At 44.1% G+C, this 15,615-nt stretch carries 11 protein-coding genes; 9 read left to right on the top strand and 2 right to left on the bottom strand.

Annotated features, from left to right (window positions below; all coding sequences use genetic code 11):
* Positions 1-2,352 (bottom strand): aerobic respiration two-component sensor histidine kinase ArcB, encoded by a 2,352-nt coding sequence (gene arcB, locus OCU30_RS02620; protein WP_077311204.1) that lies wholly within the window; start codon positions 2,350-2,352, stop codon positions 1-3.
* 254 nt (positions 2,353-2,606) lie between these two features.
* Between arcB and OCU30_RS02615 the strand changes: the two genes are divergently transcribed.
* The 9 genes from OCU30_RS02615 (at position 2,607) to pdxY (ending at position 14,576) form a co-directional block, all read left to right on the top strand.
* Complete coding sequence (locus tag OCU30_RS02615; protein WP_077311203.1) at positions 2,607-3,173, top strand: sugar O-acetyltransferase; 567 nt, start codon at positions 2,607-2,609, stop codon at positions 3,171-3,173.
* A gap of 634 nt (positions 3,174-3,807) precedes the next feature.
* Entirely contained in the window at positions 3,808-8,271 is a 4,464-nt protein-coding gene (gene gltB, locus OCU30_RS02610; RefSeq protein ID WP_077311201.1) for a glutamate synthase large subunit, read from the top strand.
* A gap of 17 nt (positions 8,272-8,288) precedes the next feature.
* Positions 8,289-9,701: an FAD-dependent oxidoreductase gene (locus OCU30_RS02605; protein ID WP_077311199.1), complete on the top strand. Its 1,413-nt coding sequence runs from the start codon at positions 8,289-8,291 to the stop codon at positions 9,699-9,701.
* Positions 9,702-9,862: 161 nt separating this feature from the next.
* Positions 9,863-10,279 (top strand): DUF1499 domain-containing protein, encoded by a 417-nt coding sequence (locus tag OCU30_RS02600; RefSeq protein ID WP_077311875.1) that lies wholly within the window; start codon positions 9,863-9,865, stop codon positions 10,277-10,279.
* Between the two features lie 70 nt (positions 10,280-10,349).
* On the top strand, positions 10,350-11,045 hold the full coding sequence (gene mtnN, locus OCU30_RS02595) for a 5'-methylthioadenosine/S-adenosylhomocysteine nucleosidase (RefSeq protein ID WP_077311197.1): 696 nt from the start codon (positions 10,350-10,352) through the stop codon (positions 11,043-11,045).
* 12 nt (positions 11,046-11,057) lie between these two features.
* Positions 11,058-12,011, top strand: a complete 954-nt coding sequence (locus OCU30_RS02590) for a cobalamin biosynthesis family protein (RefSeq protein WP_077311195.1) — start codon at positions 11,058-11,060, stop codon at positions 12,009-12,011.
* Positions 12,001-12,834: a vitamin B12 ABC transporter substrate-binding protein BtuF gene (btuF, locus tag OCU30_RS02585; protein WP_077311193.1), complete on the top strand. Its 834-nt coding sequence runs from the start codon at positions 12,001-12,003 to the stop codon at positions 12,832-12,834. The genes OCU30_RS02590 and btuF overlap by 11 nt, the downstream gene beginning before the upstream one ends.
* 68 nt (positions 12,835-12,902) lie before the next feature.
* Positions 12,903-13,523 (top strand): TRIC cation channel family protein, encoded by a 621-nt coding sequence (locus OCU30_RS02580; RefSeq protein ID WP_077311191.1) that lies wholly within the window; start codon positions 12,903-12,905, stop codon positions 13,521-13,523.
* Between the two features lie 177 nt (positions 13,524-13,700).
* Positions 13,701-14,576 (top strand): pyridoxal kinase PdxY, encoded by an 876-nt coding sequence (gene pdxY, locus OCU30_RS02575; RefSeq protein ID WP_077311189.1) that lies wholly within the window; start codon positions 13,701-13,703, stop codon positions 14,574-14,576.
* A gap of 98 nt (positions 14,577-14,674) precedes the next feature.
* On the opposite strand, the gene OCU30_RS02570 is transcribed toward pdxY, so the two are convergent.
* Entirely contained in the window at positions 14,675-15,454 is a 780-nt protein-coding gene (locus tag OCU30_RS02570) for a TSUP family transporter (RefSeq protein WP_077311874.1), read from the bottom strand.
* Positions 15,455-15,615: the final 161 nt, after the last annotated feature.

Here is a 15,615-nt window from a genome sequence, read left to right as displayed (position 1 = left end):
TTATTTCCTTTGCGCTAACCACTGTTTAAGTATTTCAATATCGTATTGATATTCATTTTTTATTTCATCAACCCAATCGCTAATATTTTGCCACCATACTGGGCTCTCTGATGATTGAGCTTGCTGGGCAACACGTTGGATATGTTGTAACCCTATCGAACCTGCTGCCCCTTTAATTTTATGAGCTTCAGAAACAATATTTGCCTGATCTTTTGCCACCATATTTGAATCAAGTACCTTAAGGTATGCAGGCATCATTTCTTCAAATAACGTAATACTATCCAGTATGGGCTGGACGCCGACAATACCTATATAAGACTCTAACATATCTGTATCCAGAAGCCTTTGGTAAATTTCATCACCCATTATGAGATCTTCTTCTTGTTCAACTTTTTCATTGACGGGGGTAGAACTTTGAGAACCCGCGACACGTTCTAATACATTGTACACCGCACTTACAGACAGTGGTTTACTGATCGCAGCATCCATACCTTGCTTAATATATTCTTCTTTATCTTTTAATACATTCGCGGTCAATGCCACCAGTGGAGGTAACGAGGTATACTGCTCTCGCCAATGACGAGCAATATCGAATCCCGTCATGTCCGGTAATTGAATATCTAAAAATACTAAGTCATACAACTCTGGGGAAAATTCCGTTAACGCTTGTTTACCTGTCATGGCTACGGTCACTTGATGCCCTAAGTTTTCTAATAAAGACTGCGCAACCGTGATATTTAATTCAATGTCTTCCACCATAAAAATATTCAAAGAGCGTGTTACCCCTTCTTTGTCTGAAGGTTTAAGCGACTGATCTTGCGCTAAAGGCACATGAATATTGATGGTAAAAGTACTGCCAAATCCTTCTTCACTACTGACGTGAATATCACCATCCATCAAATTCATTAATTGGCGAGAAACCGACAAACCAATTCCGGTTCCGACAGCATGTAAATTATCTTTCCCTGATTTCACTTGGTAGTACATGGCAAAAATATTATCAATTTCTGCTTCTGGAATGCCGATCCCGGTATCTTCAACTTCCATAGTGATATCAGCGCTTCCATCAGCGACTTCGGCACTAACGGTCATCACCACACCACCTTCTTTGGTAAACTTCATCGCATTGCTGATCACATTCCACAATACCTGACGTAAACGGGTTGCATCGACTTCAATAAATTTAGGCAAATCCGTCAAACGATCTAAATCAAAACGCAGCCCTTTTTGTTCCGCCATCAATCCCGATAAACTTTCGATTTCAAGCACAAACTCTTCAAAATCCAAAGCAGCCGGCAATAGTTCAAGTTTCCGGCGATCAAACTTATCCATATCGATAATATCATTAAAGATATTACCTAATGTTACTGCACTTACATTGATGGTTTGCATGTACTTGCGCTGTTCTTCTGTCAACGAAGAGTCCAACAAAATACGACTTAGCCCTACGATGCCATTTAATGGCGTTCTTAACTCATGACTAATAGTCGAAATAAACGTTGTCTTATCACGGCTGGCTTTTTCTAACGATTCTTCATAATGTTTACGTTCAGTGATGTCGCGTCCAAACCCCACCAATCCTAGATGATCTCCTTCTTTGCTATAAAAAGGCACTTTACGCAATTCAAAATAGTTTTTAGTGCCATCTGGGTATTCCATCCACTGCTCATAAGTCACTGCACGATCATTATTAAACACTTCTTGATCGGTTTCGACGATAGGTTTGGCAATGTCCTCACTGTAGACATCCCAAGGCGTTAATCCCACTAATTGACTTTCCGTGCGTCCAGTCAGCTCTTCCATCGCACGGTTACAGCCAGAAAATACCCCATTAGCGTTACGGTAATAAATCAGATCAGGAGAGGTATCAATGAAAGAACGCAGCAAAGCGGTACTCTCTGCCAATTCCAATTGTGTTTTTTCACGCTGAAGAACTTCATTTTCCAAATCAAGCATCGCCATTTCTCTGGCTTCTTCTGCTTTAATTCTCTCTTCAATCTCTTGATTTAACTTAACAATATTTTGTTGTAATTTTTGATTTAACTCCTGATCCCGCGATCGCATGTCTTTAAGTTTAGAAACAAGCTTCGCTAAGCGCTGTCTCGACTCTTCCAATTGATCAACCACAACGGACAAGAAATACACGGCCCACGGCGTGATTAACAGGCCAAAAAAAACTGACCGTACAATATCGATATTATCTACGCGCCCTTTTAACGCCAAAGTAATACCAACTTGGACCACAACCGCTAATGCGACTAATGCCAAAGCCAGTAAAATAGAAAACCGCAAAATACCTAATTTAACCAGGAGATCGACATAGTATTGGGCTAAATTTTTTATGGGTTTCATTCGGAACTCCAAAGGAATGAATTAGGGACAGTTTATCGTTTTTAATCATCATCGTCAGGATGGTCATCACACGACGACCTATCGGCTCTAGCATAAGCGTAGATATGCCTGATTACCATCATCAAAGCGATGTTATACCTGAATATCAAAATTATTTTAATGACTTAAAACATAGAGATAGCTCGCTGTTTATCACCCCACGCCCTTGTATAGTGACATGCATAGATGAGCAATTAACTAAGAGTAGACCCCGTATGAGCGCATTAGACGATATGCTAGCTGGTAATCATTACCCAATTAACGATGAAGAACTTATTCGTATTCGTAATAACACCCGTACTCTTGCGGCTGAATATAATGAGTTACATCGTGAAGACCATACCAACCAACAGCGCTTGTTAAAGGCCATATTTGGCAGTATTGGAGAAGATGTTCACTTTGAAAAACATATGAATATTGATTACGGTATTAATACCACCATAGGTAATCATGTGTTCATTAATTTTAACTTCACTTTACTCGATTGTGCGCCAGTAACCATTGGTGACAATGTGTTTATCGGGCCTAACGTGCAAATTTATACCGCGCATCACCCTATCGACGTGGCAACACGCAATCAGCATATTGGCTGGGCAGAACCGATTACGATTAACTCCAATGTATGGATTGGAGGCGGCGTGATTGTGCTACCTGGTGTCACTATCGGAGAAGGCGCGATTATTGGCGCAGGTAGCGTGGTCACTAAAGATGTTCCGGCATACCATATTGCCGTGGGTAACCCAGCCAAAGCCGTTCGCTCTATTCCAGAAGAAGAACGCTAAGCACACCACACTCAGATTGTTATGATAGGTCGTAGAGAGAAGAGTTATATTGATACTCTCTCTCTTTAATAAAGCCATTGATTGATATTATTTCCTTCCTCTTACCTTCATCCATAAGCAAAATGCATAATCTCTCACTTAAAGAATGACATACTCAACTCCATTCAGTGGATTATAAATTCCTAAGACAAAAGCGCTCTGTGCATTTGATAAAAAACACTAATTTATCGATAAAAAATAGTGATTAACACTAAAATAAAAGCTAAAAACCAAAATATCACCCCATGAGTTATTGATAACGAAAAATTTCCCCCTACTTTTATCACTCGTTTTTATATATAAATCACTGACTTTTATGTAACATTTGTATAGCACATAGAAAGTCAAGCATATGATTTTATTGGATTAATTAAAAACCATAAAAAAGAAAACTGCTGAAACTGAGATTTCAAAGCATCTGCTTGACCTTTGAGGCAATAAGCTATAATTTGTCGTCTCAGTATGAGTTTTTTTTATATGACCATTTAATTTTTTAGTCATTTTTTTAATATAAACACTCATACATATACAACTTATAAGAATATATAGTCATTTACTGTCTGGAAGACATAGAAGGCAAGAAGGGAGAATTGCAATGGCTCTTTATGATCCAAGCTTTGAAAGAGATAACTGCGGATTCGGCTTAATTGCGCATATGGAAGGCCAACCAAGTCATAAACTGGTTCGTACTGCCATCTCTGCACTTGACCGAATGACTCACCGTGGCGGCATCGCATCTGATGGCAAAACTGGTGATGGCTGTGGTCTATTACTGCAAAAACCTGATTCATACATGCGTCTTATCGCAGAAGAAAACCAATGGAAACTCGGTAAACAGTACGCCGTTGGTATGATTTTCTTAAGTCAGGATCCAACCAAAGCTCAATTCGCACGAGATATCATTAATAAAGAGCTTGAGCAGGAAACCATGAAAGTGGTTGGCTGGCGTGATGTGCCAACTAACGCTAAAGTCCTTGGGCCAATCGCTACCGCTTCATTACCTAATATTCAGCAGGTTTTCGTATCAGCACCTGCTGGTTGGCAAGAGCGCGATATTGAACGCCGTCTTTATATTGCTCGTCGTCGTATCGAGAAACAAATTACCCAAGATGATGATTTCTATATCTGCTCACTGTCTACGCAGGTCATCATCTATAAAGGCTTGTGTATGCCTGCCGATCTGCCAAGGTTTTATCTCGATTTGGCCGATCTGCGTATGGAAGCCTCAATTTGTTTATTCCACCAGCGCTTTTCAACCAATACTCAGCCTCGCTGGCCTTTGGCTCAGCCATTTCGTTATCTTGCACATAACGGTGAAATCAATACCATTCAAGGTAACCGTCAATGGGCTCGTGCGCGTGCCTATAAATTTGTTTCGCCTCTACTTCCAGATCTACAAAGCGCGGCGCCATTCGTCAATGAAACCGGGTCTGATTCATCCAGCTTAGATAATATGCTTGAGTTGCTCTTGCAAGGTGGTATGGATCTCTTCCGAGCAATGCGCTTACTTGTGCCGCCCGCTTGGCAGCACCATCCAGATATGGATGATGATTTACGCGCGTTCTATGACTTTAACTCTAAGCACATGGAACCATGGGATGGCCCAGCCGGGATCGTTCTCTCAGATGGTCGCTACGCCGCATGTAACCTAGACCGTAATGGCCTACGTCCTGCTCGCTACGTGATCACTAAAGATAAGCTAATTACTCTCGCCTCCGAAGTCGGCATCTGGGATTATGCCCCTGATGAAGTCGCTGAAAAAGGTCGCGTAGGGCCGGGCGAATTACTGGTTATTGATACCAAAGAAGGCAAATTGTGGCAGTCTTGGGAAATTGATAACGACTTAAAAGTTCGTCATCCTTACCGTGAATGGCTCAACGAATGTGTCTATCCACTCACGCCATTTTCTGCGCTGCCTGATGATGAAGTCGGCAGTCGTGTTTTTGATGAATCACAACTCGAAACCTATCAAAAACAATTCGCGATGAGCAATGAAGAAGTCGATCAAGTGCTGCGCGTATTGGGTGATATGGGGCAAGAAGCCGTTGGCTCTATGGGTGATGACACGCCAATGGCCGTATTGTCGTCAAAAGAGCGCTTGATTACCGATTACTTCCGCCAGAAGTTTGCTCAGGTCACCAACCCGCCGATTGATCCACTGCGCGAAAAACACGTCATGTCTCTCGCGACGTGTATTGGCCAGGAAATGAATGTTTTCAACGAAACAGATGGCCATGCGTATCGTGTGACCTTTGATTCACCCGTATTGTTGTACTCTGACATGCAACAGCTGATGAGTCTTAGTACCGAGCATTACCGCCATGAAGTCATTGATATTCAATACGATCCAAATACAACGGACCTTAAACAAGCAGTAGTGGACTTGTGTGATCACGCCGAACAGCTTGTACGTAATGGCTGCGTTTTGCTCGTTTTATCCGATCGCAACCTGGAAAAAGGCAAACTGCCAATTCCTGCCGCAATGGCGGTAGGGGCGATTCAAACACGTTTAATTGCCACTCAGCTGCGTTGTGATGCCAATATTATTGTAGAAAGTGCGGCAATCCGAGATCCGCATCAATTCGCGGTATTACTTGGTTTTGGCGCAACCGCTATTTACCCATACCTTGCTTATGAAACATTAGGTAAGTTGGTCGATGATGGCGCCATTGATAAAGATTACCGCACGGTAATGCAAAACTATCAATACGGCATCAATAAAGGCCTATACAAAATTATGTCTAAAATGGGCATTTCAACCGTCGCGTCTTATCGTTGCTCGCAACTATTTGAAGCCGTAGGTCTAAGCTCTGACTTGGTTGAACTGTGCTTTAAAGGGGTCATGAGCCGTATCGAAGGTGCAGATTTCGCGGATTTCCAACAAGATTTGCAGAACCTATCACGTAAAGCATGGACTAAACGTAAATCCATAGATCACGGTGGTTTACTGAAATACGTGCATGGCGGCGAATATCATGCTTATAACCCAGATGTGGTTCAGACGCTACAAAGTGCGGTAAAATCTGGCGATGCACAGGACTACACAACCTATGCAGAAAACGTCAACAAGCGCCCTATCGCGATGTTGCGTGACATGATGAAACTCAAACCGTCACAACAAACGACACCACTAGAGAATGTCGAGCCGGCAACGAATCTTTTCAAACGTTTTGATTCTGCGGCAATGTCGATTGGTGCCTTAAGCCCAGAAGCGCACGAAGCTCTTGCCACCGCAATGAACCGCTTAGGCGGCTTCTCTAACTCTGGAGAAGGCGGTGAAGATCCGCTGCGTTTTGGTACTGAGCGTAACTCACGTATTAAACAAGTCGCATCAGGCCGTTTTGGTGTTACGCCACACTACCTGACCAATGCTGATGTCATTCAGATTAAAGTCGCCCAAGGGGCCAAACCCGGCGAAGGTGGCCAGTTACCTGGTCATAAGGTCACGGCTGAAATCGCTAAATTGCGCCATTCAGTACAAGGCGTCACACTTATTTCACCACCGCCTCATCACGATATTTATTCGATTGAAGATTTAGCCCAGCTTATCTTCGATTTAAAACAAGTGAACCCACAAGCATTAGTCTCCGTTAAGTTGGTTTCAGAACCAGGTGTCGGCACGATTGCTACTGGTGTTGCAAAAGCGTACGCGGATTTGATCACCATCTCTGGTTACGATGGTGGCACCGCTGCAAGCCCATTAACGTCGGTAAAATATGCGGGCTGCCCATGGGAACTTGGCTTGGCAGAAACCCAACAAGCCCTTGTCGCCAATGGCCTACGTCATAAAATCCGCTTACAAGTGGATGGCGGTTTAAAAACTGGCCTCGATGTGGTGAAAGGCGCAATTCTTGGCGCAGAAAGTTTTGGCTTTGGTACTGCGCCTATGGTTGCAATGGGCTGTAAATTCCTACGTATTTGTCACTTAAATAACTGTGCAACGGGCGTTGCTACGCAAGATGAAACCTTACGTAAACAGTTCTTTAAAGGCTTGCCGGAAATGGTTATGAACTACTTCAGCGGATTAGCTGAAGAAGTACGCGGTTACCTATCACAATTAGGCGTAGAAAAACTGACAGATTTAATTGGGCGTACCGATTTACTTGAAGTCATCGAAGGCATGACTGCGAAGCAAAGCAAATTGGATCTCTCCAATATCTTAGAAGCGCCAGTCTCTCCTGAAGGCTTGCCGCTTTTCTGTACAGAGCCAAATACTCCCTTTGATAGCGGTGAGTTCAATGAACGCTTAGTTAAAGATGCCCTACCTTTTGTCGAGCGGAAAGAATCCACGGATCTGTATTACAGCGTGATTAACACCGATCGTTCAATCGGGGCTCAGCTTTCGGGTGAAATAGCACGGCGCTATGGCAACCAAGGACTGGCTGGAGAACCGATTCGTGTGGTACTAGAAGGTACAGCAGGCCAATCTTTCGGTGTTTGGAATGCCGGTGGTGTGGAACTCAACCTAACAGGTGATGCCAACGACTACGTGGGTAAAGGCATGGCTGGCGGTAAACTCGTCATCAAACCACACCAAGGTACTGCCTTTACGTGTAACGAAGCGACCATTATCGGTAACACCTGTCTATACGGCGCAACTGGCGGTAAATTATTTGCAGCAGGTAAAGCTGGTGAACGTTTTGGTGTGCGTAACTCAGGCACGATTGCAGTCATCGAAGGCGCTGGCGATAATGCGTGTGAATATATGACAGGTGGTGTCGTGGCGATTCTCGGGCGTACTGGCGTCAACTTTGGTGCCGGTATGACAGGCGGATTTGCTTACGTTCTTGACCAAGATAATGAATTTACAGGACGTGTTAACCAAGAGTCGGCAGAAGCCATTTCTCTGGAAGATTTGTATATCCACCAAGAACATCTGCGTGGTTTGATCGCAGAGCATCTAGAGCAGACGGGATCAGCCCATGCTGAAACCATCCTCGCTAATTTTGACGAATGGATTCCTAAGTTCTACCTCATCAAACCGCAAGCGGCGGATCTGCAAACGCTTTTGGGTCACCAAAGCCGTAGTGCCGCTGAACTTCGTGTTCAAGCACAGTAATTGGAAGGAGCCAAATCATGAGCCAGAATGTGTATCAGTTTATCGACGTAAGCCGCGTCGATCCGGCAAAGAAGCCGATTGAGGTTCGTAAAATTGAGTTCGTAGAGATCTACGAACCATTTACAAAACAACAAGCCACAGCGCAAGCCGATCGCTGCTTAGATTGCGGTAACCCATACTGTGAATGGAAATGCCCAGTGCATAACTACATTCCACAGTGGTTAAAGCTCGCGAATGAAGGCCGTATTTTAGAAGCGGCTGAACTTTCTCACCAAACCAATAGCTTACCGGAAGTGTGTGGCCGAGTATGCCCACAAGATCGGTTATGTGAAGGATCGTGTACACTCAACGATGATTTTGGTGCCGTGACCATTGGTAATGTTGAAAAGTACATTAACGATAAAGCGTTTGAAATGGGCTGGAAACCCGACATGTCACATGTGACATGGACCGATAAAAAAGTGGCGGTGATTGGCGCAGGTCCTGCTGGCCTCGCGGCGGCAGACGTATTAGTACGTAACGGCGTAAAACCTGTCGTTTTTGATCGCTACCCAGAAGTTGGTGGCCTACTGACCTTTGGGATACCATCATTCAAATTGGAAAAAGGCGTCATGGAAAACCGTCGTCGTATTTTCACTGAGATGGGCGTGGAATTTCGTTTAAATACAGAAGTCGGCAAAGATGTGGCTATGCAAGATTTAGTCGATGAGTTTGATGCCGTCTTCTTAGGTGTCGGGACATACAAGTACATGCGCGCAGGTCTTGATAATGAAGATGCTGAAGGTGTGTACGATGCCCTGCCGTTCCTAGTATCTAACACTTATAGTGTAATGGGATTAGAAAACGAGCAACCTTATATCGATATGGTCAATAAAAAAGTCGTCGTCCTTGGTGGTGGTGATACGGCGATGGACTGTGTTCGCACCTCCATTCGTCAAGGTGCCAGCAGTGTCGTGTGTGCCTATCGCCGTGATGAAGAAAACATGCCAGGTTCTCGCCGTGAAGTGAAAAATGCACGTGAAGAAGGCGTTGATTTCCAATTCAACCTGCAACCTCTTGGTCTAGAAGTTAACCCTCAAGGTAAAGTGACGGGCGTCAAAGTCGTCAAAACCGCTTTGGGTGAGCCAGACGAAGCAGGACGTCGTCGACCAGAACCAGTACCGGGTAGTGAATACATTCTTGATGCCGATGCCGTCATCATGGCCTTTGGTTTCAAACCCCATAACATGGCGTGGTTAGAACCTTATGGTGTCGATGTCGATTCACGTGGTTGCATTAAAGCTCCGTTTGATCAAACTTTTAAATATCAGACAAGTAACGAGAAAATCTTTGCTGGAGGTGATATTGTACGCGGATCGGATCTGGTTGTTACTGCCATTGACGAAGGTCGTAAAGCCGCTGACGGCATTATGGATTTCTTGGAGGTGTAACTCCATTCCATAGCGAACAGACTTATACTAAAAGGGTTCATAGTAATATGGATCCTTTTTTTATATCTAAGTCTATAATTTTAATCATGAACCATAATATGGCGTTTTCAATGTCACCAAACCGTATACGCAATACTGCTAAATTAGCTCCATGGGCTGTCATGATTTTTCCGCTTCTTCTGGTTGGCTGCAGCCGAGGTAGCGAACCTGAACAAGATCGCACCGCCTTACTATGCGACTCCCAAGCAGTCAGTTGTGTATCCACTATCGATCCACGTCCAGCACATTATCTCGCTCCTTTTATACTGCGCCCTGGTGTAACGATGAAGCATGTGCAGCGTGTCGTACTTTCTCTTCCAAATACGCATGTTGCTGATGCCAGCACAGATTATTTACGTATTGAATGTGCCTCCTCCTTTTTTAACGCCATTGATGATCTAGAATTAAGACTCGACGATTATCAACTGATCGTACGCTCAGAGACACGCGATCAATATCTCGATCTTGGCAGTAATCGAGGCCGTGTAGAACAGCTACGCACAAAGTTAGCTCAAGCTGGGTTATTAGAGTCCCCCTAGCCTCGATTATCCGCGCACGGTCATGGTAAACTACGGTTAGTTTCCCCTATTAATAAAAAGAGATTCTCCCATGAAAATTGGCATTATTGGTGCGATGGAACAAGAAGTCGCTATCCTAAAAAACGCAATGCAGAATGTTTCCGAAATGAATAAAGCCGGCGGTACGTATTATGCTGGCCAAATTAACGGTCAAGAAGTCGTCTTATTACAGTCTGGTATTGGTAAAGTATCGGCAGCCGTCGGAACAGCTATATTAATTAACGACTATCAACCTGATGTCGTGATTAATACGGGTTCTGCTGGCGGTTTTGATGCGTCATTAACTATGGGTGATGTGGTTATCTCAAGTGAAGTTCGCCACCATGATGCTGACGTGACAGCATTTGGCTATGAAATGGGGCAAATGGCAGGTCAACCTGCGGCTTATTTCGCGGATGAAAAGCTAATGGCAATTGCTGACCAAGCTCTGCAACAAAGTGAAGGTAAACATGCGGTGCGCGGTTTAATCTGTACCGGCGATGCCTTTGTGTGTCGACAAGACCAACAAGACTACATTCGTAAGCATTTTCCAACCGCTGTCGCTGTCGAAATGGAAGCCTCTGCTATCGCCCAAACCTGTCATCAATGTCATGTTCCCTTTGTTGTCGTGCGCGCTATTTCTGATGTCGCCAATAAAGAGTCTCCAATGTCATTTGACGAGTTCTTGCCTCTTGCAGCGCAAAGCTCATCAGATATGGTATTTAAAATGCTTGAATTGATGAAATAGATAGAGACACGCATGGAAGCCTATCTTCATCTAATTTATGCCAATGGCTCGCTCCTCGCATTATGGGGGGCGTTGCTCTTTCACCTATTAATTCCAATTCCTCACTCCGCTCATCCAGTGACACTTTGGCATAAATTTGCAGAGCTTCTGGCCAGCAAAGTAAACCGGCAGCATCACTACCAACAATCTTATTTGAGTGGTACCTTAGCTTGGCTATTTATGATAATCCCCGCCATTGCCGTGCTATATGCGCTCAAAACATTAGTCTGGCAACCGATCCTTTTTGAATTAGCATTACTTTTATTATCCTTAGATTGGCGCACGCAAGAAACTTTATCTAGAAAGTTAATTACAGCACTATCGGCGCAAGATAAAGTCACCGCCCGTCAAGAGCTTGCTCCTTATGTTAATCGCAACACTCAAACGTTATCGGCGCTAGGCTTAGGAAAAGCCAGTGCAGAAACATTAATCATGGGGTTTGGCCGCAATGTAATCTGCGTATTATTTTGGTATGCCATTTTAGGCGGCATTGGGGCACTGACTTATCGCTTATTAGCTGAGCTCGCACGCGCCTGGTCACCAAGTCGTCAAGAGTATGCTCCGTTTGGGTTACCGATTGTACGCGTGGTTGCGGTATTAGATTTTATTCCGCTGCGCTTATTTAGCCTACTTCTTTTGCTTGGCAAGAATATGCGTCATACCTGGTCACGTGCTGCAGAGCAGATACCAACTTGGCCGCTGCCCGGTCCTGCATGGCTACTATGCATTATCGGCTGCAAACTCGAATTAGCGCTAGGTGGCCCAGCAATTTATGGCTCACAAAAATCCTTACGTAGTAAAGTGGGTGGAAGAATTGCCCCTGCCGCTATTCATCTTTCCCAATTGCAATCTTTACTTGCTTGGCGAACCTGTGCTTGGATTATGCTGCAGAGCCTAATAACGGCCGCGATATTACATGGGATATAGAGTGGCCAGCACCTTTCCCCGGGTACTTACCTGCGTGGTTTTGTGCGCGCTCTCTTCTTTCGCCTCGGCCGCGCACCGTATTATTAGTTTATCGCCTCATGCGACAGAGCTTGCCTTTGCTGCCGGGCTGGGTTCGCAGTTAGTCGGCGTGAGTCAAGCAAGCGATTACCCACCAGCGGCAAAACATATTGAACGCGTCGCTAATTTTAAAGGCATCAATGTGGATCGCATTATTGCGCTCCAACCCGATTTAATCATCAGTTGGCCTGAAGGCAACCCGCCCAAAGTTATCGCGCAGCTTAAAAATATGGGATTTAATGTTTATCCGGCTTCCATTAAGCACCTCGACGATATCGCCGAGCATATTCGGCATTTAAGTCACTACGCCAGCCATCCACAAACGGGCCTCAATAATGCTAAGCAATTTATGGAGCAACTTAATGCTCTCAGGCAGCGTTATCAAGACGCATCTCCTGTTCGCTATTTTTATCAAATTAGCGCTAAGCCGCTTATAACCATGGCAAAAGACAGTTGGCCCAGTGCCGTTTTTACCCTATGCGGCGGCGTGAATGTGTTTGCGAGTAGCCCTAGTCCATACCCACAAGTTGGTCTAGAACAAGTTCTGTTAGCGCAACCACAGGTGATGTTTTCTGCACATCCTAACGCAATGCAGCTCTGGGATAACTGGCAAAATGAATTATCAGCGTTTCAACACCATCACGTGTGGACGCTCAATGCAGATTGGTTAAATCGTGCAACACCACGTACTTTAAACGCCGTAGAGCAGGTCTGTAAATATCTTGACCGAGTAAGAAAAGACTAGCGATAGCCGTCTCAAATCCCTTACAATTCGCCCTCGTTGATTTCCCCCATTATTTGAGAGTAAAACTTGTGGATACATCATTACTGTATTTTATCGACTTGTTTGGTACCGCCGTATTTGCCATTTCTGGCGTCTTACTTGCTGGTAGACTGCGCATGGATCCATTTGGAGTCATAGTTCTTGCGGGGGTGACCGCCATTGGCGGGGGAACGATGCGTGACATTGCGCTTGGTGCTACGCCAGTATTTTGGATTCGTGATACAGCGTATCTTTGGGATATTCTCATTACCAGTGTGCTAACCATGCTGATCGTCCGCAGACCCAAACGTATTGCATGGTGGATTTTACCCGTGTGTGATGCCATCGGTCTTGCCGTATTCGTCGGAATTGGGGTTGATAAATCGCTAGCTTATCAAGGCTCCTCATTTGTCGCGATTATTATGGGTGTACTGACGGGTTGTGGTGGCGGAATCATTCGCGATATTTTAGCTCGTGAAATCCCAATGGTTTTGCGCCGTGAAGTGTATGCAACCGCATGTATTATTGGTGGTATTTTCCATACATTAGCAATTTATTTTGGCTATTCATCATCGGTTGCTCTGCTTTCTTGCATTAGCGCGACACTGATAATTCGTCTCGGTGCAATACGTTGGCATTTATCTTTACCCATTTTCGCCCTTAATAGGTAATTGAATTTTATTTCTATAATTATGAATAAAAAATCACAATTAAAATTTTACTGTCTCTTTTGTTTTAATCGGTGTAGCCTATAATGAATAGACCGTTCTGGATGAACAGTTAGCCATCAATATCGCGGTAATACCCCGTATATTGTTTATATTGAATACTGTAAGAGACACATAGTTATGCAAGGGATTCTATCCATTCAATCACATGTCAGTTATGGGCATGCGGGTAATAGTAGTGCTGTTTTTCCAATGCAGCGAATGGGGTTCGAAGTGTGGCCAATTCATACGGTCCAATTTTCAAACCACACCCACTACATGGAAGGATGGACAGGTCGAGCGTTTAGCGCCGATGAAATAAAAGATGTGGTGCAAGGCTTAGATAACCTTAATATCTGGCAACAATGCCAAGCCATTGTTACAGGCTACCAAGGCACACCAGAGCAATGTTCTGTCATCGCTGATACGGTACGTCACGTTAAACAACACAACCCTAACGTGGTGTATATCTGCGACCCTGTGATGAATAACCCAGGCAAAGGTTGTCTGGTTGCGCCGGGCATTACTCAGCAAATCGTGAATACACTTATTCCCGTCGCAGATGTGATTGTTCCTAACCAATTTGAATTAGAAACTATCGCACAAATGCCAATTAACAGTTTAGATGATGCTATTGAAGCTAGCCGACGCGCTTTAGCCAAAGGGCCGAATATTGTAGTCGCTAAACATTTATATGGTATTGGCAATGAGCAGTTTAATTTATTACTTGCGACTCCTGACGCCATTTATTTAGCCTCACGACCTTTGTATAAAATGAACAAAGAACCGGTCGGTGTTGGTGATTTAATTACCGCGACATTTACTGCTGGTTTATTGAAAGGCTGGAGCCCACTTCAAGCTTACCAACATTGTCATAACGCCGTGCATGGCATTTTAAAGCAAACTGCCGACAGTGGTGAATGGGAACTGCAAACTATTACAGCGCAAGATGAATTTGTCACACCTAGCCATCACTTCCCTGCGAGACAAGTGGCCAGTAATAAAAGTTGCGTCTAGGTCTATTAATGACATAAGCGAAATAAAAAAGGTTAAGCGTATTTACGCTTAACCTTTTTTATTGATAGACCATTTTAGTGGTGGTTCGTCGTGACAGTTTAAACAAAAGACAGCAGCCAATCTTGGTGTTGTTCCCATAACAATTTCATCGCCATGAGCATCGACATCACAATGACTAAAGGACGAATCCATTTGGTACCTTTAGAAATCACTACCGTCGCGCCTAAACGTCCACCAATAAACTGCCCTGCGGCCATCACTAATCCAATTTCCCAAATTGGTAAGCCAGCAATGAGAAAGAAAGTCAATGCGGCAATATTTGAAGTGAAGTTGAGAATTTTCGTTCTCGCTGTCGCTTCTACTAAAGTGAATTGTCCTAATAGCACGAAACATATGGCAAAAATAGATCCAGTCCCTGGGCCAAAAAATCCATCATAAAAACCAACACTGGTTCCAATGACGAGCGCAAACACATTCATCGACATGGGTTTACGCGTACTTTCTGGGCGAGTCTGTGGGGCGAGTAGAAAATACAGCGAAATCGCCACTAAAAGACCCGGAATTAAGGTTGTCAGTATCGATGAATCAATATGTTGAACCAGCTCTGCTCCACTCGCCGCTCCGATAAAAGTACAGATAATCGGTACGAGCATTTCTTTTAAACTGACATGACCTTTGCGAATAAAATACAGAGACGCCGAAAAACTACCAAATGAGCTTTGTAGCTTATTCGTCCCCAATGCCTGAGTAGGCGGAACTCCAGCGGCCAGTAATGCAGGTAAGGTGATAAGTCCACCACCGCCGGCAATCGCGTCAATAAATCCTGCTGCGCAAGCAACAAAAAACAGCATGATTAAAACTTCGAGAGTAACGTGCACGTCCATGAATGATTCACTTATTAATTGAAAAGTTAGCGTTGTAATTGGCTCAGGAATATAGCAATAATCCACGTAAAGCGACATGACTAATCAATGGAATAAAGCTTGATTGCGTCACTCTTATCCATAAAAAAGCCTACTCATATGAGTAGGCTTTCGTT

This window comes from Vibrio palustris, assembly GCF_024346995.1.
In the GTDB taxonomy this organism is placed as follows: Bacteria; Pseudomonadota; Gammaproteobacteria; order Enterobacterales; family Vibrionaceae; genus Vibrio; species Vibrio palustris.
Note: the sequence above shows the minus strand (reverse complement) of the source record. Positions and strands in the feature narration are given on the sequence as shown.

Excerpts from the sequence above, each read along its gene's own strand:
- arcB (WP_077311204.1), bottom strand. The coding sequence starts at position 2,352 with ATGAAACCCATAAAAAATTTAGCCCAATACTATGTCGATCTCCTGGTT.
- OCU30_RS02615 (WP_077311203.1), top strand. The coding sequence starts at position 2,607 with ATGAGCGCATTAGACGATATGCTAGCTGGTAATCATTACCCAATTAAC.
- gltB (WP_077311201.1), top strand. The coding sequence starts at position 3,808 with ATGGCTCTTTATGATCCAAGCTTTGAAAGAGATAACTGCGGATTCGGC.
- OCU30_RS02605 (WP_077311199.1), top strand. The coding sequence starts at position 8,289 with ATGAGCCAGAATGTGTATCAGTTTATCGACGTAAGCCGCGTCGATCCG.
- OCU30_RS02600 (WP_077311875.1), top strand. The coding sequence starts at position 9,863 with ATGATTTTTCCGCTTCTTCTGGTTGGCTGCAGCCGAGGTAGCGAACCT.
- mtnN (WP_077311197.1), top strand. The coding sequence starts at position 10,350 with ATGAAAATTGGCATTATTGGTGCGATGGAACAAGAAGTCGCTATCCTA.
- OCU30_RS02590 (WP_077311195.1), top strand. The coding sequence starts at position 11,058 with ATGGAAGCCTATCTTCATCTAATTTATGCCAATGGCTCGCTCCTCGCA.
- btuF (WP_077311193.1), top strand. The coding sequence starts at position 12,001 with ATGGGATATAGAGTGGCCAGCACCTTTCCCCGGGTACTTACCTGCGTG.
- pdxY (WP_077311189.1), top strand. The coding sequence starts at position 13,701 with ATGCAAGGGATTCTATCCATTCAATCACATGTCAGTTATGGGCATGCG.